This window comes from Acidithiobacillus ferridurans (genome assembly GCF_003966655.1).
Classification (GTDB): Bacteria; Pseudomonadota; Gammaproteobacteria; order Acidithiobacillales; family Acidithiobacillaceae; genus Acidithiobacillus; species Acidithiobacillus ferridurans.
In genome coordinates this window covers 1213692-1233364 of sequence record NZ_AP018795.1, presented here as the reverse complement: position 1 = coordinate 1233364, position 19673 = coordinate 1213692, and the positions used below count along the sequence as shown (strand labels likewise).

Below are 19673 nucleotides of genomic sequence, written 5' to 3'. Positions count from 1 at the left end.
AGGCTTTACTCCCTTAGCAAGGTCAGGAAGATTTAGTGTTATAAGTAGATAGTAAATAAAGCGGAGATCATATTTTTGACGATTGAATTCTGCATAATATGTAACATCTAGAGGCCAAAACCTATCTTCTGTAAGCGTGATCTCTCCCGCTGAACCCTTCCTGCCAACTACTATGCTTGGTGTATCGCACAGACTTTTATCAGTGCGATCTTTCTCGCCATTTGCACCATAAGCAGGATATTTACCGTTCGGATTTCTATCAGATTTGTCCAGCGGTTTACCATACTCAAGACGCAGAACTTCCCCAAGCTGTTTAACCTCCCACCTCCCCCTCACAGCAGTCCCCGAATAGCCGCCAGCACCTCAGCACTCTCGGCATCCAGTGCGGCAATCTCATCCAGAATTTCTTCCGGGCTACGCAGCACCTTCTCATCACCGCCATTGGGATTCTTGGCCGACAGGTCATAGGTACGGGTGTCGATTCCAGACACATCCACAGTCCATGACTGCGGCGAGTCGGCCTTGGTCTTCTGCAGTGCGACAAACTCCGCCAGATCGTTGTCATTGAGGGGATTCGTCTTCCCCATGTTCCGTCCGGGGTTGAGTTGGTAGTACCAGACCTTTCGGGTCGGCGCGCCCTTGTCAAAGAACAGCACCACGGTTTTTACTCCCGCCCCCTGAAAGGTCCCGCCCGGCAGATCCAGTACGGTATGCAGGTTACAGTCTTCCAGTAGCAGTTTGCGCAAACTGACCGAGGCATTGTCCGTATTGCTCAGGAAGGTGTTTTTAATGATCACACCGGCCCGTCCACCAGCTTTCAGCATACGGATAAAGTGCTGCAGGAATAAAAAGGCCGTCTCGCCGGTCTTGATGGGGAAGTTCTGCTGAACCTCTTTGCGCTCTTTACCGCCGAAGGGCGGATTCGCCAGCACCACATCCACCCGGTCTTTCGGCTGGATATCCATGAGATTCTCGGCCAGGGTGTTGGTATGGACGATATTCGGCGCATCGATGCCATGCAGGATCATGTTCATGATGGCGATGATATAGGCCAGGCTCTTTTTTTCTTTGCCGTAAAAGGTACGCTCCTGCAGCGTCTGCATATCGCCGGTGGTCAGTCCCGGCTGGGCCTTGAGATAGTCGAAGGCTTCACAGAGAAAACCCGCAGAGCCCACGGCGCCGTCGTAAATCTTCTCGCCGACCTTGGGCGCCACCACCTGCACAATCGCCCGAATCAGGGGGCGGGGCGTGTAGTATTCGCCGCCATTTCGCCCGGCATTCCCCATGTTCTTGATCTTGGCTTCATACAGGTGGGAGAGCTCATGCTTCTCCGTCTGGGACCGGAAGCGCAGACCATCAATGATCTCCACGATCTCCCGCAGGTTGTAGCCACTTTGAATCTTATTTTTGATCTCGCTGAAGATCTCACCGATCTTGTACTCGATGGTGTTGGAACCAGTAGCACGGCGCTTGAAGCCTGACAGATACGGAAACAGCCGGATATTCACAAAGTCCCGGAGGTCGTCCCCGGACATGGCCTTGTGGTGGTCCATCCTGCCATCTGCCGTTTTGGGCGCCGCCCAATGCTCCCAGCGGAAGGCGTCGTCCAGGATGAAGGTGTAGGGACGGCCTTCCAACTCCGCCTCCATGGCCCGGTCCTGCTCCAGGGCGTCCAGGTATTTTAAAAACAGCAGCCAGGAGGTCTGTTCGGTGTAATCGAGTTCGCTGGAGGAGCCTGCATCTTTGTGGAGGATGTCATCGATATTCTTGAAGGCCTGCTCGAACATGCGTCTCTCTTGCGGTCGGTAGTTGTTATATATCTGGCTTGAATATAAGGCATTGGAGGCACGGCGGGAAGGAGCGCGGCGTGGGACTGAACTGCCTTCTATTCGGATGACGTCGGCGAGTACGCGCAGCCAAGTTCGGTAGCCAGAGCCATGAGACGTTTGTCGCGGGACCATAAATTGGCCTGCACGAGCATGGCGGAGGCTAGGATACTCGCGTCAATATAGCCTATACCGCGTCCCATCAGGCTATGACGCCCAATGAAAAACAGGGTTTCTTCTGGAGAGGTGGCGGTGCATCGGGGTAAACAGGAGAGCAGATATAAGGTCTGTTGCCGATTTTTGAGATTCCCGCAAGCGATTTCTCCGATGATGAAATCGTGCGTTTGCACCATGGCATGATCAAGCAGAGTAGAGAGGTGTGCATCTCCAGAGCGGAAATGGTCGATCCAGACGGAGGTATCGACCAGAATCAAGCGGCAGGCTCTCGTCTGCGAGGAATGTTCTGTAATTGCGGTTCTGTTCCACCCAAGCGAGCGAGGCGACGGGCACTTTCCCGTTCAATCAAAGCACGCAGGGCCTCTTTTAAGAGGGCACCACGGTCTTCTACGCCACAGAGCGTTTTGGCTTGGGCCAGGAGCTCATCATCCAGGTTGATTGTCGTTCGCATAAGATGGACCTCACCATGGCATCATATGATGTTATTTTAGATGTTTGGTGTTGGTTTGTCATGGGCTCGGTGCGCATATTCGGACGATGATTTCTATGCAGCAGGTCGGGCTTGACGTGGCATTCACGGTAGCCTGCCCAATCGCCGGAGAGGTCGTGATCGCGGTAGCGCGCATCGAGGGGCTGATCTGTCGCCAGTGCCACCAATACCGGCCTGAGCGTGTCATCGAGCGTGACCCGGTGTTGGCCCTTGGCCTCGCGCTTGTAGTCGCGTTGAAACGCGGAGGAACGGTCAATCGTCCGCATGCAAATCCGCCATCAGATCGTCCACGCTAGTGAACTTCTTGCCTTTGCCCGCTTCCAGCTCGGCAATGGCCTTCTTGGTGGTGGCATTGGGCACCTTCACGTCGAAAGGCAGGCGTTGTTCGTCGGCGATGCGCAGCATCAGCAGGCGAATGGCGTCGGAAACCGACAGCCCCATTGCTTCAAGTGCGCTGGCGGCCCGCTCCTTGGTGTTGGTGTCAATGCGGGCGCGGACGTAGGTGTCGGTGGTAGTGCTCATGGTAGTTCTCCAGGAAGGTTCAGACACCCATATTGTAGTCACAATGCGACTACGCAACAAGGAAGCGGGCCAGGATAAGCGGAACGAACAGGAAATGAGCGCAAGCGAACCCTTCGCAGGGGGCGAACCCCATCCCGACGCGCCACCCGCTCCGGTCAATCCATGCCCTGTATGATATCCCACTATGGTCGGGTATTTAAGGGCCGTATTAATAACAAGCTTATTGATCTTCGAGTAGCGGATAATCTGTATATCCCTGCGCGCCAGATGTATAAAATGTACTAGCGTCGGGGCTGTTCAGGGCAGCACCTTTACGTATTCTTGCGGGTAGATCTGGATTTGCCAGAAAAGCGGTACCAAAAGCAACAGCATCTGCTTGACCAGAAAAGACTGCTGCCTGGGCTTCTTCTGCTGAGTAACCCATGTTGACGATCAAGGGGCCTTGGAAATGTTTCCGGGCTGGTGCCAGGACATCTCCGGTCTGACGTCCATAAAAATCGGCGCGCATCACATGCAAATAGGCCAATCCGAAATCATTCAGTCGACCAGCAAGCCAGGATAGCAAACCAACGGGATCACTATCCCGCATATCATTAAAACTGTTCAGTGGCGAAAGGCGCACTCCGACGCGATCTGCACCGATTGCCTGACTGACTGCCGCCAGAACCTCAAAAAGAAAACGGGCGCGATTTTCCCGATCTCCACCATAGGGCCCCTGGCGATGATTGGCACCATCCCGCAAAAATTCGTCCAGCAAATAACCATTGGCAGCATGCACTTCCACCATGTCAAAACCGGCTAGACGGGCATTGCGGGCAGCCTGGGCAAAGCCTTCGACAATCCCAGGGATTTCGTCGTCAGCCAGGGCGCGCGGTGTGGTGTATGTCTGCTTGCCTTTGGGGGTGTGTACTTCTTCACCGGCAATGGCAATGGCACTGGGCGCCACAGGCACTGCCCCATTATTGAGATCAGGATGACACGCCCTACCCCCATGCCAGATTTGCAAGGCAATTTTTCCGCCCGCCTGATGCACGGCCTTGGTTACCTCGCTCCACCCTGCGATTTGGGCGGAAGAATAAATTCCTGGCTCATGCCAGAAAGCCGAATTACCGGGCATAATCATGGTTGCTTCGGCGATTATCAAACCTGCACTGGCTCTCTGGGCATAGTATTCCGCCATCAGCGGTGTTGGAACATGTTCTTCTTCAGCCCGACAGCGTGTGAGCGGCGCCATCAGAATACGGTTGTCCAGCTCCAGGCTGCCAAGCTGGAGAGGAGAGAACAAATCAGTCATGGGGCCTCCGAAAAAATGGTTTTCCTGGTCTCGTTTATTAAGTATACCGACCAGTCGGTCTGTTTTCAAGCCAAAACAAAAATTCTACGCCAAGCACACCAGACTCCATTCCCTTGGCCGAGACACGCATAGGCACAATACTGTTTAGCCAGATAAGATGATCGGAATGGAATCACCGGGCGTGAAAGACAAATTTTCAGCGGCCTGCCCGGTTTGGGCCGCCGCTTTGGTCATTAGCGGGGTTCTGCAGCGGGGACCCCGTCCAGAAATCTAACTAACTAAACAGCCGACAGTATTGAGGCTAATGAGAGAGCAATGAGAGAGCAATGAGAGAAATGTTTTGCCAGAAAAAACGGATCCTATCAGATGCTGCAGACTATGGTGTCGCCACCAGCGTTCGGCAGCACCCGATGTCTCGTTCGGATCCAGAATATACAGAGGGATTACTTTACCATCCTGGGCTGCCTGCCGCAGGGCCGGGTGATCTCCGAGACGGAGATCACGGCGAAACCAGACAATAGTGGCTGTCATATCATTCCTGGGGAATGGCTGCCGTCCCTCAGATGGCGGTGATTGCTGCACAGTAAATCAAAGGGTTGCAATTCTCGAAAACCATTCTCAAAAGACTGCTACGGTTTACAGCCATGGTGACGAGTTTCGAGAACATGATGATCAGTCCGCGGGACGACTGCAACTGCTGCCCTGCCGCCGTTGAGCTTTGGTAGTCGTTTCCATGCAAATCACTCCAGGTTCCTCCGGGCTAAACCCGGCAGGGTATCAGGTGGTAAATTTACACGCTGTTTAACAGGGCAGCGGGTGATCTCCATGGCTAAGTCTTATCGGGAGGGCCGTGTCTGGTCCTTCCGGCTACACACCCAGGCCCAGATGCAGACGGGAAAGCCAGAGCCCTTGTCATTGCGAGCATTCCTGGATCAGGAAATCAGAAAGCAGGCCACCATTGGCACCAGATTGAATATCAGAATTCCAATCTTGTAGACAGCCATCCCGGCGTAATGTACGGCATCGAAGTGCTCCGTGGAGAGATGAAACCAACGATGGTGCAGCTGGTACAGCCAATCATGTGCGCCGATAAATACTGCGAACCAGACAATCAGCACGACATAGTTGATAACCGTACACCAAACCAGCACCTCTTGAACCTGTTCCAGAATCGTCATGATTGCCTCCGGTGCTGCCCATATGGGCAGCTGCTGGCGCGCATTTAAAACTGACCACCTGTGCGCGTTGAATAATGTGTTCCATGCAATGGCGTACAAAGAAATGACGCGGGCAGACCCGGATCAGGAATATCGGCAATGGTGCATCCACTAGGCTTGATTGCTGAGGAGGCATCCATGGAATCATAGGTACAATCCGCCTGGACGGTTACGCGCGGCATGAATAAAGCTGCTGGAGTTGCCTGGACAATTTTTGCGCGGTGGCGTGTAGAGAGATACTGTGTGAAGGGCCCAGCGCACGGACGCGATCGCGTATTTTGCTCGCCAACTGAGGGAAGTCCGCACCTTTGTATGCAAATACGATTTTGTTGCCAGACTCTTCTGCATCTATAACGACGACCTGATCATCGAAACTTGTCTGGATGCGGGCGACATAGGCATCGCATTGCCAGTCACTACTCAGCATGTTGACCACCAGTACCCCATTCTTTCGCAGCTTGGCATAACAGTCGTTGTAGAACCCTGTGCTGCATAGTTGCCTGGGTTGGCCATCATGATTGAAGCCATCGACCAGTAGCACATCGACCGGTTTGGCGTGGTTGCTGACATATACTGCGCCATCTCCACTCAGCACCCGGAAATTGGGGCCATCTGGTGGGATGCCGAAGCGGTCACGCAACTCAATGACCTTGGGGTTGATCTCCACGGCGGTGAAGTGGGCATCCGGGATGTGGCGCAGACAATATTTTGCCAGGGAACCTCCACCCAGACCGATCATGGCAATCCGTTTGGGTTTTGGCTGTAGAATCAGAAAGCCCATCATGGTGCGGGTATAACCCAGAACCAGCTTGTCTGGCGCAGATTTGTGCATGGTACTTTGAGTCGCCGAAAGATCGAAGCGTAATGTTATGGACCGAAAATCTTCTTGCGCGAATGGTTGCGCCAGCACAGGTTGACTGGGTAGATCGGGAGAGTTGGTCAAAGAACCCGCAGATTCGTTCATATTTCTGGTGCATCCTTTTATTGCGCTGTCATTTTTTCACGATTTGGTTTTTTATGGGTCTCATTACCCATGCGCCGTGCGGCGGGAATCAACAAAAGTTTCTTGTCGCGGTGTTATATTTGCTCCCAGGGTAGTCCATCAAAGCGCCACCCATTCAGGCTGCTTCGGCGATGCTGATCATTCAGATCCCCTTCAAAGCCATGCGCCACATTGTAAACGGCGCTGAAACCATTGGCCTGTAAGTACTGTCCAGCCTCCAGCGAGCGATGGCCACTACGGCAGATCAGTAAGACGGGTCGGTTGAGAGATGTGGCCCGTCGTACCCGACACAGAAAGTCCGGGTTGATTTCCCAGTCAGGATCGTCTCGCCAAGGGATGGTTAACGCTTCTTTCGGGTGCCCGACAAACAGAAACTCCATTTCACTTCTGACGTCAATAAGCACCGCCTGCGGATTTTTCTGCAGGAAGTGGAAGGCGTCCTGCGGGGCGAGGTTTATTACCGACTTTGTCATGCTGCTCTCCTGGCCAAAGCTGACCGGAAATTATACCTGTAACACGCCTGCAGCCAACAATATCCATGCAGAAATGAGCGACAGACCACCGACGGGCGTAACGGCGCCAAGCCAACCCTTGCCAGTCATCGCCAGAAGGTAAAGACTGCCCGAAAATAACGCCGTCCCGGTCAGCATAAGCCAGCCCGACCACTGCGTAAGGCCGGATTCTGGCACCTGCAGCGCCACTACTCCCACCAGCATCAGTCCCAGGGCGTGGTAGAGGTGATACTGGTTACCGGTATGGTAGATGCTCATCATTTTGGGTGACAAGCGGTCTTTCAGGGCGTGGGCGCCGAAGGCCCCCAGCGCTACTGCCGCCCCTGCGTTGGCGGCGCCAAGGGCAAGGAACCACTTGTCCGTCTGCGACATCATAACTGTTCTCCGCTGCATCATGGTATTCGGACCGCGAGTTCCTGCTTCGCAGACAGGCGGCTGTCGGGCAGGATAGCAGAAATTCGCTCCTCTGGGTGGAACACCGGGTGAGGCAGGAATGGCTGGACCAGTGCTTTGCACCGTGGTTACACTCTGGCCACCCATTCTCGGCCGGGAGTAGACATTGCATGTATCATGACGAACACCATCACCATGAGAAGATCGGCTGGCTCCGGGCCGGCGTGCTGGGCGCCAACGATGGCCTGCTCTCGACAGCAAGCCTCCTTGCCGGTATCGCTGCCGGACAGGCAAGCCACGAACAGATTCTGCTCGCTGGCGTTGCGGCGATGGTCGCTGGCGCCTTTGCCATGGCGGCCGGTGAGTATGTATCCGTGAGCTCACAGGCCGATACCCAGGCCGCAGATCTCGAAACGGAAAAGCGCGAACTGGAAAAAAACCCTGAAAAAGAACTGCTTGAACTCAGGGGCATCTATGTGGCGCGTGGCCTTAGCGAGGCGCTGGCCCAGCAGGTCGCCGCCCAGCTTATGGAGCATGATGCCCTTGCTGCACATGCCCATGACGAACTGGGCATGACGAAAATGGCGGCGGCGCGGCCCGCCGAAGCGGCACTGGCTTCCGCTACTGCCTTTGCATTTGGTGCCCTGTTCCCGGTGCTGATCGCCGCCTTCGTCCCCCACGGCGGGGTATTACCGGCCCTGTATACGACCAGCATCCTCCTGCTGGTGTTCCTCGGTGCGGTCGCTGCCCGGGCGGGTGGCGCCCCCATGGTGAAGGGCGCCGTCCGCGTGGTCTTCTGGGGTGTTCTCTCGATGCTTGCCACCACGCTGATCGGCCATCTGCTCGGTCAGACGGGCATCTGACCGGTAACGCGCCAATCTGAATCGGTCGCGTCGAGAACCAGGTGCGCCCCGCCGAATCAGAGGATTACGACTTTCGCCACGGAAGGATAGCCCTCATCTGCGCCAAAAGGCGGTTCTCAGTCATGCACCGTCATGGACTTCATCCATCTACGGACAGGTTATATCCTTGTAGCCGGTTTATAGGTATCATCGCCCCAGATCTGTAAGTTTGTCATTATGTGCTTATGGATCTTCGTGCGGCACGGCGTCAAAGCGGGATGCCGCGTCACCTTTCGCATGTTTTTAATGGAGAATCCTTAATGTGCTCAATAAGTCGGAAAATGGCGGCAGAGTTCATCGGTACCTTCGGGCTCATATTTTTTGGTGGCGGTGCCGCGGCAATGGGTTATCCCCTGATCGATGTGGCCCTGGCCAACGGACTGGCCATCATGATCGCCGCGTATGTGTTTGGTGACATCAGCGGTGGCGTGGTCAACCCTGCGGTCACTCTTGGCGGGGCCATTGCAGGAAAGATAGGCTGGAAGGATGCCGGCCTATATATGGTCGCTCAGGTTGGTGGTGGCATCGCGGCCGGTTATGTGCTTCTGGTGGTTCTTGGCGGATCGACAGGACATCTTGGGGCCACCACCATCAATACCGGCCTGGTATCGGTCTCCGGCGGTTTTATACTGGAGGCTTTGGGAACATTTTTCCTGACCACTACCGCGTTGTATACGGCCATGAGCGGTCGTGCCGGTAACGCTGCTCCTCTCGCTATCGGTTTTACCCTGGTCATGGCGGTGACGTTTATGGGCCCGCTGACCGGAGCAAGCCTGAATCCCGCGCGGACATTGGGGCCGGCCGTCGCTGGTGTCTACTTCCCGCACATCTGGGTGTATCTCGTTGCGACGCCGGTGGGCGGACTGATTGCCGGATTGCTCTACAATTTCATGCAGGAGCACAAGGCTGTTTCCTGACTCGTCGGTTTTTGCCGGGTAGCACTTTAGTAGCGGCGGCGCCACGATTTTGTGGCGCCGCCGTCATTTTCTCCAAGGCCAGGCCTCTTCATCGCCCCTATCCCGCCACGATCCGCAGGTTCTGGTTCTATAGTTTAGGTGTTACAGGCCACCTTCTGGAGTCCCCTCATGAGTATAGAATCCATCACATTGGTGCGGCATGGCGCGACCGAGTGGGCGGATAGCGGCAAACACACTTCGGTGACCGACGTGGCATTGACAGCGGAGGGCCGAAAAGACGCGCAGGCGCTCTGGAACCACTTTGTGGAACAGGGGCATTTTGACGGGGTTTACTCCAGCCCTATGCTGCGTGCCCATCACACGGCCATTCTCGCGGGTTTTGCTGTTCCTGAACTGCACCGCGGGCTCTGCGAGTGGCGCTACGGTCGCTATGAGGGAATGACGACGGCGGAAATTCGCCAAGAAAATCCGAAATGGAGCGTTTTCCGTTGTGGCGGACCGGGTGGCGAAAGCCCGGAAGCCGTCAGTAGCCGTTGTGAGGAGCTGCTGAAGGAATGGAATGAAAAGGGCCACCGGCACGTGCTGTGCTTTGCCCATGGCCACATTCTGCGGGCACTGGCCGCCCATTGGCTGGGACTGGATCTCCGTTTCGCTGACCACCTGCACCTGGACCCGGGCAGTATTTCCCGTCTGGGTTGGGAGCACGAAGTTCCCGCCCTGCATTTATGGAATTACTGCCCTCAGCGCCCGGTCTTCGGGCCTCGCCCTGGCTGATTCGGCGTTGTTTCCGGTGCTGGCGGCCGTTCAAGGCAGCAGAAAGGCCGGCGCGACCTGGGCGGCCTGCTGCATGGCCGCGTGGTAGTAGCGGGTGCCGGTAAAGGCCCTGGCGGCATCGATACGGAAGGCATCCATGGCAAGGCCCTTGCGTCCCAAGGTTGCGCTCCACCAGCCGGAAGGATAACAGAACTGCGGGAAATACAGGCTGCTCACTGCGCCGAAGCCCGCTTCCGTCATGCGGCCTTGGCATTGGCGGATGAGATCGGCGTGCAGGAGCGGCGACTCGGACTGGGCGACCAGCACGCCCTGATCGGCCAGTGCATGATGACAGGCTGCGTAAAAGTCCGTGGCGAACAGTCCAGCCGCCGGTCCGACCGGGTCGGTGGAGTCAATGATGATCACATCATAGCGTCCCGCTTCCGCCTCTTTGGTCCAGGTAATTCCATCGGCAAAATGGAAACGGGCTCGGGGATCCTGGTTGTTCTCGCAGAGTTCCGGGAAAAAACGCTCGGCGACGCGGGTAACCCGCTCATCCAGTTCCACTTGCACGACTTCTTCCACCTCCTGATGGCGCAGCACCTCGCGCAGGGTGCCGCAGTCACCGCCGCCGATGATCAGCACCCGTTTCGGTGCCGGATGAGTAAAGAGGGCCGGATGGCTCATCATTTCGTGATAGAGGAAGTTGTCGCGGTCAGTGACCATGACCAGACCGTCCAGGGTCATGAGGGTGCCAAACTGTTCGGTCTCGAAGATTTCTATATTTTGATAAGGACTTTGCTCACGATGCAGCACTTCGCGGATTTTCAGGCTCAGTGCCGCGCCGTGCTCTTCATAGCGCTCGGTATACCACAGTTCTGTGCTCATAACCGCCTCTCTCAACGGGGATGGTGGAGTGCCCGCAGGGATTTTGCGGAAGTTGCGGGCAAAAGAAAAGGGTGGACCGACGATTCCGGTCCACCCGTTACCACTGTGAGTCATCTCAAGCGCAAAGAACCGGCTTGACGCGCAACTCATGGGCGGGAACACCCATCATGTCCACTTGCCCGCGCTTCATCTCCATGGTGGAGACTTGCCCGGCGCCAAAGGCTTCCTTGAGATAATTCAAGGCATCCTCGGGCTGGATGATATCGCCGCAGGTGAAAATATCCACCGCTGCGTAACCATATTCCGGCCAGGTATGAATGGCCAGATGCGACTCGGCGACGATAACGGCGCCGCTCACCCCGTAGGGTGAAAAGTGGTGAAAAGTTTGCGTCACGATGGTGCAGTTGGCACGCCGAGCGGCCTCGAGCATGGCATCCGTAACAAAATCAACATCAGACAAGGTACTGCCGTCACAGTGATAAAAATCTGCAACGATTTGATGTCCCAATGAGCGCATAGGTGCCCCCCTTACCAAAGTTAAAAAAGGTTAAGAAGTAGCTCCCGTGCACCCCCAGACAGTACTTGGTTTTATGCCCTACCTTGCTGGAACGATGCATTGCTCCAAATCTCTTAAGGACTGACCCCCTTAGTAACTGCTTTCGGTGCCGTGGAAACAGAACGCGAACTATACGCTTATATGCAGGGGATGCAAGGGTTTTCTGAGTGCGGCGACGTGCGGATTTTCTAGGGGTTTTCGGCCATTTCAGTGGCAATCTGGCCCCACCCTGACCGTTCGGTTTATACTGCGCCCCATGACTGCAAAAACAGAGAGTGCCCATGGCCGCTAAGGCGCTTGTGGAACTGGAAAACGTGCAATTTGCCCGTGGCCCGCACACGGTCCTGGACGGCGTGGATCTGCGCATCACCCAGGGGGCCATCGTATCCATCATGGGGGCGAGCGGCGGCGGCAAGACGACCCTGCTCAACCTGATGGCCGGAACCCTCGCGCCCCAGGCCGGGCGGATACGGGTGGCGGGTCAGGATCTGCAGGCGCTGAACTTTGAGGACCTGTACCGCCTGCGTCGGCGTATGGGCATGCTTTTTCAGCACAGCGCCCTGTTTACGGATTTCAGCGCCTTTGAGAATGTCGCCTTTCCTCTGCGCCGCCACTTCCGGCTGGACGAGAGCATTCTGCGCAAGCTGGTGCTGATGAAGCTGGAGGCGGTGGGGTTGCGCGGAGCGGCCGGATTGATGCCCGCCGAACTCTCCGGTGGTATGGGTCGGCGGGTGGCGCTGGCCCGTGCCATGGTGATGGACCCGATGCTGATATTTTACGATGAGCCGTTTACCGGCCTGGACCCCATCAGTGTAGGGATTATTGCGACCCTGATCCGCCGCCTCAATGACGCCCTTGGCGCGACGAGCATCCTCGTCAGCCACGACGTGCAGGAGACTTTTTCCATCACCGATTACGGTTACATCCTCGCGGGCGGCAAGATCATTGCCGAAGGTACGCCAGATACCCTGCGTGCCAGTGATTCGGAACTGGCACGGCAGTTTCTCGGGGTAAGCCCGATGGGCCGGTGCCCTTCCACTACCCGGCGAAAGATGACTATGCTACCGCCCTGACCGGGGTATGGGCAGCGGGCGAGGCGAGTTAAACATGGCTTTTATGGAATTCATACCGAATCTGGGGCGGCGGACCCTGCGCACGGTGCCCAACCTGGGCACCGCGTCGCGCTTTTTGCTGCTGAGCCTGTTTGCGGTAGCGAACCGTCATTTTAGCCTTCAGCAACTGCTCAAACAGGTATACGGCTTTGGGGTGCGGTCGCTGCTGCTGATGATGGTCGCCGCATTTTTCACGGGTATGGTACTGGGTTTTCAGGGGTATTATGCGCTGGTGCGTTTCGGCGCGACCTCGGCGCTGGGCACCCTGGTCGCCCTGTCGCTCTTGCGCGAACTGGGGCCGGTACTCACGGCGTTGCTCTTTGCCGGACGCGCGGGCTCGGCGCTGACCGCCGAAATCAGTTCCATGAAGGCGACCGAGCAATTGAGTGCCATGGAAATGATGGCGGTCAATCCGCTCGCCTGGGTCGTGGCACCCCGGCTTTGGGCCGGAATCATCGTCGTGCCGATCCTCTGCGTTATCTTTGACCTGGTCGGCATTTTTGGCGGATACCTCATTTCGGTGCCGGTGCTGGGTGTGGACGGTGGCACTTTCTGGGCGCAGATGCAGTCCAACGTAGCATTTTCCGGAGATATCCTGACCGGACTGTTCAAGGCCCTCTGCTTCGGGTTGGTGGTGACCTGGATTGCCGCCTGGCAGGGTTACGCCGCGCAGCCCACCGCGGAGGGCGTGGGTAATGCCACAACCATCAGCGTGGTGACGGCGTCACTGGCGGTGCTGGGGCTGGATTTCATTCTCACGGCTTTTTTATTCACCTGAGGAGTAGAGGACGCATGGAAAAACGGGCGATAGACTGGTGGGTGGGCATCTTCGTGCTCCTCGGTATCGCTGCTCTGGTCGTATTGGCACTGCGCGTGGGCAACCTCTCTGGCTTCGCCTACAACGACGGTTATGTCCTGCATGCGGATTTCTCCAATGTCGGCAGCCTGAAACCGCGCAGCCCGGTGAAACTGGGCGGCGTGACCATTGGCGAGGTGACCCACATCGGCATGAACCCCAAGACCTTCATGGCGCAGGTGACGATGCGGATCGAACCGAAGGTGAAGTTGCCGACGGATACGGGGGCGTCCATCTACACCGAGGGGCTTCTGGGCGAACAGTATGTCTCCATTCAGCCGGGCGGCATGCCTCAGGACCTACCGCCGGGTGGTACCATTACCATGACGCAAAGCGCTGTCAATATCGATCAGCTTATCGGCCAGATGGTCTTCAGTAAGGCCTCGGGCAAGTAAATAGGGAGGATTCTGTATGCGTCAAATTTCGTTTGTTGCTCTGCTTGTTGTGCTGTTGAGCTGGACTCTTCCCGCTGCTGCCGAAGACACCCAGGGGGCGGTAACGGTCGTTCAGCAGCTTACCAACAGTGTCCTGAAGGTGTTACGCGCGAACGAAGGCAAGCCCATCACGCCGTCCGTGAAGAAGGAAGTGGCCGATATCGTCCTGCCGCACATGGATTTTACCACCATGTCGCAATATGTGATGGCGCAATACTGGCGGCAGATGAGCCCGGCGCAGCAGCAGGAGTTTGTGGTGCTGTTCAAGGATCTCCTGGTGCGCACCTACAGCAATTCGCTCAACCATTATCATGGACAGACCGTAAGAATCACCGGCAGCCAGCAGATTTCCCAGAATCCGCCGGTGGCGCAAGTGAATATGGTGATCCGTCAGAACGGCGGTGGACCGGATGTTCCGGTGATCTACGCCCTGCTCTATACCAACAACACCTGGCGGATCTACAACACCTACATCGACGGGGTCAGCATGGTGCTGAACTACCGGCAGAGCTTTGGCCAGATCGCTGCGAGCCGCGGGATCCCCGCCTTGTTGCAGGACATGAAAGCCAAGGATGACGCAGGCGCCGCGCCAAACAAAAAGGCGGCAGCCGCTTGAGCGCAGCGAACGCCTGGGAGCTGCGGACGGTCGACGGCGCTGGTTGGCTGTTCCTCCGGGGGGACTGGCGGGTGGCACAGTTGGATAAGGCCCTTCAGTTCTTTTCATGGGCGAAGGACGGTCGGGAGTGTACGGAGATTTCCGTCGCAGAGCTGGATGCGGCAGACAGCGCTACCCTTGCCGTGCTGTTGGAGTGGACGCAGCAGGCCACCGGACGGGGCGTTCCGCTGCGTATTCATGGGGCGTCTCCCAAGCTGCGGGAACTGGCAAGCTTGTACAGTCTGCAGGATATTCTGCCCCTTTGCCATGATTGATTCCCTGGCCATTCACATCGCCGGGTTGCGCAAGCTCTACGGGAGCGGGCATCTGGCCCTGGCGGGTGTGGACCTAGATGTGCATGCCGGAGAATTTTTTGGGCTGCTGGGTCCCAATGGCGCGGGCAAATCTTCGCTGATCAACATCCTGGCCGGGACTGTGCGCCGTTCCAGCGGCGTGGCGGAGATATTCGGCTTTGACGTGGAGCAGGATTTTCGCCGAAGTCGTCGGTTGTTGGGCGTCGTACCACAGGAACTGGCCTATGACCCGTTTTTTACCGTGCGGGAATTCCTGCGTATGCAATCGGGTTATTTCGGGCTGCGTCATAATGACGACTGGTTGGATGAACTGATGGCGGAGCTGGATCTGACGGACAAGGCCGATACCAATTTGCGCGCCTTGTCCGGCGGTATGAAGCGGCGGGTGCTCATCGCCCAGGCTTTGGTACACAAGCCCCCGGTGGTGGTGCTGGATGAGCCGACCGCCGGGGTGGATGTGGAACTCCGGCAGGGTCTCTGGCGTTTCATGCGGCGGTATAATGAGGAGGGTCACACGGTCATCCTCACCACCCATTATCTGGAAGAAGCCGAAGAGCTTTGTCAGCGAATCGCCATTCTCCAGCAGGGGCGACTCGTTGCCCTGGATAACAAGGATGAATTGCTGCGTAGCACCGGCTGGCGGGTACTGACGGTGACTTTCGATCACGATCCGGGCACACTTCCTCCCGAGTTGGCAGACCTGCTGACCGGGGCCGCGGAAAATACCCGGGTACTCAGAATCGACGCCCAGAGCAACCCGTTGGGGGACGTCCTGATACGGTTGCAGGCGCTGCCCGCCCAGATCGTGGATCTGCACCTGCAGGAACCGCGCCTGGAAGATGCATTTACGGATATTCTCGGACAAGGGCGTTAAGCTTGGCAGGCGATTTGCGCGTCGATCTTTTCCTCAAGATGTCACGTCTGATCAAGCGGCGCAGTCTGGCCAAGGAAATCTGCGATGCCGGTTGTGTGCAGATCAACGGGCGGGTTGCCAAAGCGGGGACGCTGGTGCAGGTGGATGATGTACTGACCATGGATATTCGTGACCGTCTCCTGCGGGTGCGGGTCTTGCGTATTCCGCAGCGGATCGAAGGGCCGGAAGGGGTGGTGGAAGTGCTGCCTGGGGAGGTTGAGGAATGATCACGGAGCCACGCCTGCTGCTGACCGTGGGGGAACCCGCGGGTATTGGTCCGGATATCTGTTTGCAACTGGCCTTCCATGCGCTGCCCTCGGGGGTGCTGCTCATCGGGGATCTGCACTGTCTGCGCAGCCGCGCCCTGACTTTGGGCTTGTCGCTGCGACTGGAGCCCTGGCTGGAAGGCAATCCCTGGCCGGCGCTGGAAAGGGGCGTGTTGCATGTGCTGGATGTGCCCCTGGCTCAGCCCTGTCGGCCCGGTCGTCTGGATATGGCCAATGCGCCGGCGGTACTGGCTACTCTGGATAAGGCGATGCACCTGCTACGGGTAGGTGCCGCGGATGCGCTGGTAACGGCCCCGGTACACAAGGGCATCATCAACGACGCGGGGATTCCCTTTACCGGACATACGGAATATCTCGCGGCAGCGTGTGGCAGCCCGAAGGTGGTCATGCTGCTTGCCGGTCGCGGCTTGCGGGTGGCGCTGGCAACGACGCATTTGCCCTTGGCGCAGGTGGCGGCGGCCGTTACCCAGGAGGGGCTGGAGGGCACGCTGCGCATTCTGCACCGGGCGTTGCGCGAAGATTTCGCTCTCTCGGAACCCCGTATTCTGGTCGCCGGCCTGAATCCCCATGCCGGGGAGGGCGGGCATCTGGGGCACGAGGAGCAGGATGTCATTGCGCCGGTCATAGCGGCCCTACAGGGAGAAAGTCTGCGGATCAGCGGTCCGTGGCCGGCCGATACTCTGTTTACCCCGCGCCTGCTCGAAGGCGCCGATGCGGTACTGGCCATGTATCATGATCAGGGTCTGCCGGTGCTGAAGTACCATGCCTTCGGTGAGGCGGTGAATATTACTCTGGGCTTGCCCATCGTGCGCACCAGTGTGGACCACGGCACGGCGCTGGACATCGCGGGCACAGGCCGGGCAGAAGGCGGCAGCCTGCTCCGGGCCCTGGACAGCGCGGCGGAAATCGTTCGCAACCGGCGCGCCGCCAGTTGCTGATGCCGACGGCGCGCCGATCTGCAGTCTCAAAAAACGCGATAGCGTCCTTCCGGCACCTGGGCGATCAGGAACTCCATCTGATCGGCGAGAATGCGCCGGTTACTGAGCAGCAGATATTCGGCCCAGGTCGGAGTAAAAGGCACCGCGAGCAGCGGCATATGGGCCTCTTCGGGGGTGCGATTGTCCTTGCGGCTGTTGCAACTGCGGCAGGCAGTCACCACGTTGGTCCAGATATCCCTGCCCTTGCGGGAGATGGGAATGATGTGGTCACGGGTGAGTTCGCGGAGAGGGAAATGTTTGCCACAGTACATGCAGAGATGATGATCGCGATGGAACAAGGTCTGATTGGACAGGGCCGGGGGCCGAATCTTGCCCTGATGGCGACCGCGGACGGCGATGACCGGATGAATGTCGAGTTGCGAGAGGACACCACTGCGGCGGCAGATGCCGCCGTGGGCGGTAAAGAAAGGATTCCCCAGTGTCCAGGCAACGTTACCCCGGACATAATGGGCCGCGGCTTCTTCCCAGGTTTCCCAGGCCATGGGACGACCACCGACGTCAAGGCGCAGCACGAGGTGCATAGACTTTCCGTTTCGTATCGCCTGCTGGAGGCGTCGACCGAATATAGCACGAAGATGCGCTGATGATGCAAGAGGGGAGGCTGCCGCGCGCCAAAAAACGTTTCGGGCAGAATTTTTTGGTTCAGCCGCAGATTGTCGAGCGCATTGTGGCGGCTATCCGCCCGGCGTCCGGCGATCATCTGGTGGAGATTGGACCGGGGCCGGGGGCACTGACCAGATCCCTGCTGCGCCTCTTGCCGCAGCTCACGGTGGTGGAACTGGATCGGGATATGATTGCCGGTTTGCGCGCGCTCGCGCCGCCGGAGCAGTTGCGGGTCTTGCAGGCCGATGCACTGGAGGTCGACTTCGCGGCGCTGGCCGGCGCCGGGAATGCCCTGCGGATAGTCGGTAACCTCCCCTACAACGTAGCGACACCGCTGATTTTCCATATTCTGGAACACGCAGAACAGGTGCGGGATATGCACTTCATGCTGCAAAAAGAGGTGGTGGACCGGGTGGTGGCGGTGCCGGGAAGCAAGGCCTACGGACGACTTTCGGTGATGATACAGGCGCACTGCGCGGTGGAATCCCTATTCACGGTGGCCCCGGGAAACTTCTTTCCGGTGCCCAAGGTGGATTCGGCCTTCATGCGTCTGATACCGCATCGTCCGGGGTTGCTGCCCCCGCACCTGCAGGCGCCCTTCGCACGGATTGTGGCCACCAGTTTTGCCCAGCGCCGCAAGACCCTCGCCAATAATCTGCGCGGCATTTTGAGTGCGGACGACTTGCGGGGTTTGCAGATCGATCCCGGCTGCCGCGCCGAGACGCTGGATCAGACCGCCTTTTTTCGCCTCGCCGAGGCCACTGTTGAACAGGGAGACCGATCGTGAATCATTTGGAAGTTGCCGAGAGGCTGTTTGCCGAACTGGAATGGGAAGCGAAAACACTGCCTGATTATCCGGTTCTGACTTGCGCGGTGCAGGTCCCCAATGGCGTTCTGGATATTTTTTGCCACGTGCACGGCGAACGGGAGCGTATCCTGTTTTACCTGCGTCCCCAGAATCTGGAGATAACGATGGAAAAACGCATGGCGGTGGCGGAGTTTCTGACTCGTGCCAACTATGGACTGGCTCTGGGTAACTTTGAGCTCGATATGGAGGATGGAGAAATCAACTTCAAGACGATTCTCCAGGCGCCTGTCACGGTGTTGAGCACTACCCTGCTGCGTCCTTATCTGCTGGTTGGCGTAGAGACCATCAACCACTATCTGCCAGGGCTGGAACGGGTGCTGAGTGGCCAGGAAACCCCGGCTGCCGCGATTAAGGCGCTGGAGATTGCGACAGCGGTACATTGACCCCGGAGCCGATGATTCCGCTGCCCAGCAGCAGCGGGGTGATGCCCATGCCGCGGATTTTGGCAAGGGTGGGCTGGGCCGCTGCCAGAGAATCGAAGGTGTTGGTGCGGAGCCGGTAGAGGGTGCTGTTATCGCCCGCTTCCGCCTTTTCCATCTGGGTGCTGACCCCCAGCAGGGCGAGGCGATCGCGCAGCACGACGGCGGCGGCGCGGTTGGTGAAGGCGCCTACCTGAATGGTCACCGGCTGGTGAACGGCACTGGTACTGCTGGCGGTCGCTGCACTGGGGATACCGGGACCGCTGCCGAGGATGTCGGCTGGAATATCCACATGCATGGCGGGCAATATCTGATAAAAATTGAAATCGACGCCGCTGCGGGTGGCGGCTGTGGAGGTCGTGGAAGCCGCAGCGGAGGTGGCGACGGTGAGTGGGCCGCCCCGCGAGGAGAGTGCGACCGCGCTAATCGGTGCGGCCGCTGACGGTCGGGTGGCTGCCGGGCTGCCAGGCGGTTTCTGCCCGGTTGCCGCCGCGTTGTTGCTGGAGGTCGCCACCGTCGTTGGTTCCGTCCCGCTACGGGTGAGGCCTGGCCTGCCGGTGGCGATGGGGAGTTGCGCAATCCACCACCAGACCCCCGCACTCAGTGCGATCACCAGAAGCAGCAACACCCAGGGCCAGTGCCGTGCCCGAGGGGACGGTGTTGCCTCGGCATCATCTTCCGGAGTTACCCGTTGTCGGGGCGGGACGGGTGGGCGCGGCTCCTGCGCTTGCGGGCGGCTGGTCTGATTTTTGTAGTCGCGCATG

Annotated in this window: 28 protein-coding genes and 1 pseudogene; 13 read left to right on the top strand and 16 right to left on the bottom strand. The window is 57.9% G+C overall.

What is annotated here, in order from left to right; genetic code table 11:
• Positions 1-45: 45 nt before the first annotated feature.
• From AFERRID_RS16190 to AFERRID_RS06295, 12 genes and pseudogenes are all read right to left on the bottom strand, one after another.
• Positions 46-336, bottom strand: a pseudogene (locus AFERRID_RS16190) (restriction endonuclease subunit S); the annotation flags it as partial.
• Positions 333-1787 (bottom strand): type I restriction-modification system subunit M, encoded by a 1455-nt coding sequence (locus AFERRID_RS06345; RefSeq protein WP_126604601.1) that lies wholly within the window; start codon positions 1785-1787, stop codon positions 333-335. The gene AFERRID_RS06345 and the pseudogene AFERRID_RS16190, both read right to left, overlap by 4 nt.
• 98 nt (positions 1788-1885) lie before the next feature.
• Entirely contained in the window at positions 1886-2260 is a 375-nt protein-coding gene (locus AFERRID_RS06340) for a type II toxin-antitoxin system VapC family toxin (RefSeq protein WP_126604600.1), read from the bottom strand.
• Positions 2257-2454 carry a type II toxin-antitoxin system VapB family antitoxin gene (locus AFERRID_RS06335; protein WP_012536620.1) on the bottom strand — a complete coding sequence of 66 codons (198 nt, stop codon included), beginning with the start codon at positions 2452-2454 and terminating at the stop codon, positions 2257-2259. The genes AFERRID_RS06340 and AFERRID_RS06335 overlap by 4 nt, the downstream gene beginning before the upstream one ends.
• Entirely contained in the window at positions 2391-2759 is a 369-nt protein-coding gene (locus AFERRID_RS16340; RefSeq protein WP_126604599.1) for a type II toxin-antitoxin system YafQ family toxin, read from the bottom strand. The genes AFERRID_RS06335 and AFERRID_RS16340 overlap by 64 nt, the downstream gene beginning before the upstream one ends.
• Entirely contained in the window at positions 2746-3015 is a 270-nt protein-coding gene (locus AFERRID_RS06325) for a type II toxin-antitoxin system RelB/DinJ family antitoxin (RefSeq protein ID WP_126604598.1), read from the bottom strand. The genes AFERRID_RS16340 and AFERRID_RS06325 overlap by 14 nt, the downstream gene beginning before the upstream one ends.
• Before the next feature lie 220 nt (positions 3016-3235).
• Entirely contained in the window at positions 3236-4309 is a 1074-nt protein-coding gene (locus AFERRID_RS06320) for an alkene reductase (RefSeq protein WP_126604597.1), read from the bottom strand.
• A 270-nt stretch (positions 4310-4579) separates the two neighbouring features.
• Positions 4580-4840 carry a deoxyribodipyrimidine photo-lyase gene (locus AFERRID_RS15950; RefSeq protein WP_126604596.1) on the bottom strand — a complete coding sequence of 87 codons (261 nt, stop codon included), beginning with the start codon at positions 4838-4840 and terminating at the stop codon, positions 4580-4582.
• A 401-nt stretch (positions 4841-5241) separates the two neighbouring features.
• Positions 5242-5487 (bottom strand): DUF6868 family protein, encoded by a 246-nt coding sequence (locus tag AFERRID_RS06310; RefSeq protein WP_113526222.1) that lies wholly within the window; start codon positions 5485-5487, stop codon positions 5242-5244.
• A 208-nt stretch (positions 5488-5695) separates the two neighbouring features.
• Entirely contained in the window at positions 5696-6490 is a 795-nt protein-coding gene (locus AFERRID_RS06305; protein ID WP_126604595.1) for a spermine/spermidine synthase domain-containing protein, read from the bottom strand.
• A gap of 113 nt (positions 6491-6603) precedes the next feature.
• Positions 6604-7002 (bottom strand): rhodanese-like domain-containing protein, encoded by a 399-nt coding sequence (locus AFERRID_RS06300; protein WP_012535979.1) that lies wholly within the window; start codon positions 7000-7002, stop codon positions 6604-6606.
• A 30-nt stretch (positions 7003-7032) separates the two neighbouring features.
• On the bottom strand, positions 7033-7416 hold the full coding sequence (locus tag AFERRID_RS06295) for a DUF423 domain-containing protein (RefSeq protein WP_113526224.1): 384 nt from the start codon (positions 7414-7416) through the stop codon (positions 7033-7035).
• Between the two features lie 188 nt (positions 7417-7604).
• Between AFERRID_RS06295 and AFERRID_RS06290 the strand changes: the two genes are divergently transcribed.
• The 3 genes from AFERRID_RS06290 to AFERRID_RS06280 all read left to right on the top strand — a co-directional run bounded on the left by AFERRID_RS06290 (position 7605) and on the right by AFERRID_RS06280 (position 10027).
• Positions 7605-8297 carry a VIT1/CCC1 transporter family protein gene (locus AFERRID_RS06290; RefSeq protein WP_126604594.1) on the top strand — a complete coding sequence of 231 codons (693 nt, stop codon included), beginning with the start codon at positions 7605-7607 and terminating at the stop codon, positions 8295-8297.
• A 257-nt stretch (positions 8298-8554) separates the two neighbouring features.
• Entirely contained in the window at positions 8555-9253 is a 699-nt protein-coding gene (locus AFERRID_RS06285; RefSeq protein WP_319025272.1) for an MIP/aquaporin family protein, read from the top strand.
• Between the two features lie 168 nt (positions 9254-9421).
• Positions 9422-10027: a histidine phosphatase family protein gene (locus AFERRID_RS06280; protein ID WP_113526227.1), complete on the top strand. Its 606-nt coding sequence runs from the start codon at positions 9422-9424 to the stop codon at positions 10025-10027.
• 30 nt (positions 10028-10057) lie between these two features.
• On the opposite strand, the gene speE is transcribed toward AFERRID_RS06280, so the two are convergent.
• The gene (gene speE, locus AFERRID_RS06275) at positions 10058-10894 is read right to left on the bottom strand and encodes a polyamine aminopropyltransferase (RefSeq protein ID WP_126604593.1); all 837 of its coding nucleotides are present in this window, start codon (positions 10892-10894) and stop codon (positions 10058-10060) included.
• Between the two features lie 115 nt (positions 10895-11009).
• On the bottom strand, positions 11010-11411 hold the full coding sequence (speD, locus tag AFERRID_RS06270) for an adenosylmethionine decarboxylase (protein ID WP_113526229.1): 402 nt from the start codon (positions 11409-11411) through the stop codon (positions 11010-11012).
• A gap of 320 nt (positions 11412-11731) precedes the next feature.
• Here speD and AFERRID_RS06265 point away from each other — a divergent pair, with 320 nt between their 5' ends.
• From AFERRID_RS06265 to pdxA, 8 genes are read left to right on the top strand one after another with little or no spacing between them, the layout of a single operon-like run.
• Positions 11732-12523, top strand: coding sequence for an ABC transporter ATP-binding protein (locus AFERRID_RS06265; RefSeq protein WP_232027836.1), 792 nt, complete (start codon positions 11732-11734; stop codon positions 12521-12523).
• A 34-nt stretch (positions 12524-12557) separates the two neighbouring features.
• Positions 12558-13340, top strand: a complete 783-nt coding sequence (gene mlaE / locus AFERRID_RS06260) for a lipid asymmetry maintenance ABC transporter permease subunit MlaE (RefSeq protein WP_113526231.1) — start codon at positions 12558-12560, stop codon at positions 13338-13340.
• A 14-nt stretch (positions 13341-13354) separates the two neighbouring features.
• Positions 13355-13813, top strand: coding sequence for an outer membrane lipid asymmetry maintenance protein MlaD (gene mlaD, locus AFERRID_RS06255; protein WP_126604592.1), 459 nt, complete (start codon positions 13355-13357; stop codon positions 13811-13813).
• 16 nt (positions 13814-13829) lie between these two features.
• Positions 13830-14468 carry an MlaC/ttg2D family ABC transporter substrate-binding protein gene (locus tag AFERRID_RS06250; protein ID WP_126604591.1) on the top strand — a complete coding sequence of 213 codons (639 nt, stop codon included), beginning with the start codon at positions 13830-13832 and terminating at the stop codon, positions 14466-14468.
• Positions 14465-14782 (top strand): STAS domain-containing protein, encoded by a 318-nt coding sequence (locus AFERRID_RS06245; RefSeq protein ID WP_126604590.1) that lies wholly within the window; start codon positions 14465-14467, stop codon positions 14780-14782. The genes AFERRID_RS06250 and AFERRID_RS06245 overlap by 4 nt, the downstream gene beginning before the upstream one ends.
• On the top strand, positions 14775-15695 hold the full coding sequence (locus AFERRID_RS06240) for an ABC transporter ATP-binding protein (protein WP_113526235.1): 921 nt from the start codon (positions 14775-14777) through the stop codon (positions 15693-15695). Before AFERRID_RS06245 ends, AFERRID_RS06240 begins: the two co-directional genes overlap by 8 nt.
• Before the next feature lie 2 nt (positions 15696-15697).
• Complete coding sequence (locus tag AFERRID_RS06235) at positions 15698-15961, top strand: S4 domain-containing protein (protein WP_126604589.1); 264 nt, start codon at positions 15698-15700, stop codon at positions 15959-15961.
• Positions 15958-16959 carry a 4-hydroxythreonine-4-phosphate dehydrogenase PdxA gene (pdxA, locus tag AFERRID_RS06230; RefSeq protein ID WP_126604588.1) on the top strand — a complete coding sequence of 334 codons (1002 nt, stop codon included), beginning with the start codon at positions 15958-15960 and terminating at the stop codon, positions 16957-16959. The genes AFERRID_RS06235 and pdxA overlap by 4 nt, the downstream gene beginning before the upstream one ends.
• Positions 16960-16985: 26 nt before the next feature.
• Here pdxA and AFERRID_RS06225 read toward each other — a convergent pair whose 3' ends face one another.
• On the bottom strand, positions 16986-17540 hold the full coding sequence (locus AFERRID_RS06225) for an HNH endonuclease (RefSeq protein ID WP_113526238.1): 555 nt from the start codon (positions 17538-17540) through the stop codon (positions 16986-16988).
• A gap of 62 nt (positions 17541-17602) precedes the next feature.
• Between AFERRID_RS06225 and rsmA the strand changes: the two genes are divergently transcribed.
• Together rsmA and AFERRID_RS06215 are read left to right on the top strand one after the other, a co-directional pair.
• On the top strand, positions 17603-18409 hold the full coding sequence (rsmA, locus tag AFERRID_RS06220) for a 16S rRNA (adenine(1518)-N(6)/adenine(1519)-N(6))-dimethyltransferase RsmA (protein ID WP_172959341.1): 807 nt from the start codon (positions 17603-17605) through the stop codon (positions 18407-18409).
• Complete coding sequence (locus AFERRID_RS06215; protein ID WP_113526239.1) at positions 18406-18873, top strand: YbjN domain-containing protein; 468 nt, start codon at positions 18406-18408, stop codon at positions 18871-18873. The genes rsmA and AFERRID_RS06215 overlap by 4 nt, the downstream gene beginning before the upstream one ends.
• On the opposite strand, the gene AFERRID_RS06210 is transcribed toward AFERRID_RS06215, so the two are convergent.
• Positions 18839-19672, bottom strand: coding sequence for an SPOR domain-containing protein (locus AFERRID_RS06210; protein ID WP_126604587.1), 834 nt, complete (start codon positions 19670-19672; stop codon positions 18839-18841). The genes AFERRID_RS06215 and AFERRID_RS06210 overlap by 35 nt on opposite strands.
• Between the last annotated feature and the right edge of the window lies 1 nt (position 19673).

Bases quoted from the DNA above. Each gene is read 5' to 3' on its own strand.
- AFERRID_RS06345 (WP_126604601.1), bottom strand. From the start codon at position 1,787: ATGTTCGAGCAGGCCTTCAAGAATATCGATGACATCCTCCACAAAGAT.
- AFERRID_RS06335 (WP_012536620.1), bottom strand. From the start codon at position 2,454: ATGCGAACGACAATCAACCTGGATGATGAGCTCCTGGCCCAAGCCAAA.
- AFERRID_RS16340 (WP_126604599.1), bottom strand. From the start codon at position 2,759: ATGCGGACGATTGACCGTTCCTCCGCGTTTCAACGCGACTACAAGCGC.
- AFERRID_RS06325 (WP_126604598.1), bottom strand. From the start codon at position 3,015: ATGAGCACTACCACCGACACCTACGTCCGCGCCCGCATTGACACCAAC.
- AFERRID_RS06320 (WP_126604597.1), bottom strand. From the start codon at position 4,309: ATGACTGATTTGTTCTCTCCTCTCCAGCTTGGCAGCCTGGAGCTGGAC.
- AFERRID_RS15950 (WP_126604596.1), bottom strand. From the start codon at position 4,840: ATGACAGCCACTATTGTCTGGTTTCGCCGTGATCTCCGTCTCGGAGAT.
- AFERRID_RS06310 (WP_113526222.1), bottom strand. From the start codon at position 5,487: ATGACGATTCTGGAACAGGTTCAAGAGGTGCTGGTTTGGTGTACGGTT.
- AFERRID_RS06305 (WP_126604595.1), bottom strand. From the start codon at position 6,490: ATGAACGAATCTGCGGGTTCTTTGACCAACTCTCCCGATCTACCCAGT.
- AFERRID_RS06300 (WP_012535979.1), bottom strand. From the start codon at position 7,002: ATGACAAAGTCGGTAATAAACCTCGCCCCGCAGGACGCCTTCCACTTC.
- AFERRID_RS06295 (WP_113526224.1), bottom strand. From the start codon at position 7,416: ATGATGTCGCAGACGGACAAGTGGTTCCTTGCCCTTGGCGCCGCCAAC.
- AFERRID_RS06290 (WP_126604594.1), top strand. From the start codon at position 7,605: ATGTATCATGACGAACACCATCACCATGAGAAGATCGGCTGGCTCCGG.
- AFERRID_RS06285 (WP_319025272.1), top strand. From the start codon at position 8,555: ATGCCGCGTCACCTTTCGCATGTTTTTAATGGAGAATCCTTAATGTGC.
- AFERRID_RS06280 (WP_113526227.1), top strand. From the start codon at position 9,422: ATGAGTATAGAATCCATCACATTGGTGCGGCATGGCGCGACCGAGTGG.
- speE (WP_126604593.1), bottom strand. From the start codon at position 10,894: ATGAGCACAGAACTGTGGTATACCGAGCGCTATGAAGAGCACGGCGCG.
- speD (WP_113526229.1), bottom strand. From the start codon at position 11,411: ATGCGCTCATTGGGACATCAAATCGTTGCAGATTTTTATCACTGTGAC.
- AFERRID_RS06265 (WP_232027836.1), top strand. From the start codon at position 11,732: ATGGCCGCTAAGGCGCTTGTGGAACTGGAAAACGTGCAATTTGCCCGT.
- mlaE (WP_113526231.1), top strand. From the start codon at position 12,558: ATGGCTTTTATGGAATTCATACCGAATCTGGGGCGGCGGACCCTGCGC.
- mlaD (WP_126604592.1), top strand. From the start codon at position 13,355: ATGGAAAAACGGGCGATAGACTGGTGGGTGGGCATCTTCGTGCTCCTC.
- AFERRID_RS06250 (WP_126604591.1), top strand. From the start codon at position 13,830: ATGCGTCAAATTTCGTTTGTTGCTCTGCTTGTTGTGCTGTTGAGCTGG.
- AFERRID_RS06240 (WP_113526235.1), top strand. From the start codon at position 14,775: ATGATTGATTCCCTGGCCATTCACATCGCCGGGTTGCGCAAGCTCTAC.
- pdxA (WP_126604588.1), top strand. From the start codon at position 15,958: ATGATCACGGAGCCACGCCTGCTGCTGACCGTGGGGGAACCCGCGGGT.
- AFERRID_RS06225 (WP_113526238.1), bottom strand. From the start codon at position 17,540: ATGCACCTCGTGCTGCGCCTTGACGTCGGTGGTCGTCCCATGGCCTGG.
- rsmA (WP_172959341.1), top strand. From the start codon at position 17,603: ATGATGCAAGAGGGGAGGCTGCCGCGCGCCAAAAAACGTTTCGGGCAG.
- AFERRID_RS06210 (WP_126604587.1), bottom strand. From the start codon at position 19,672: ATGCGCGACTACAAAAATCAGACCAGCCGCCCGCAAGCGCAGGAGCCG.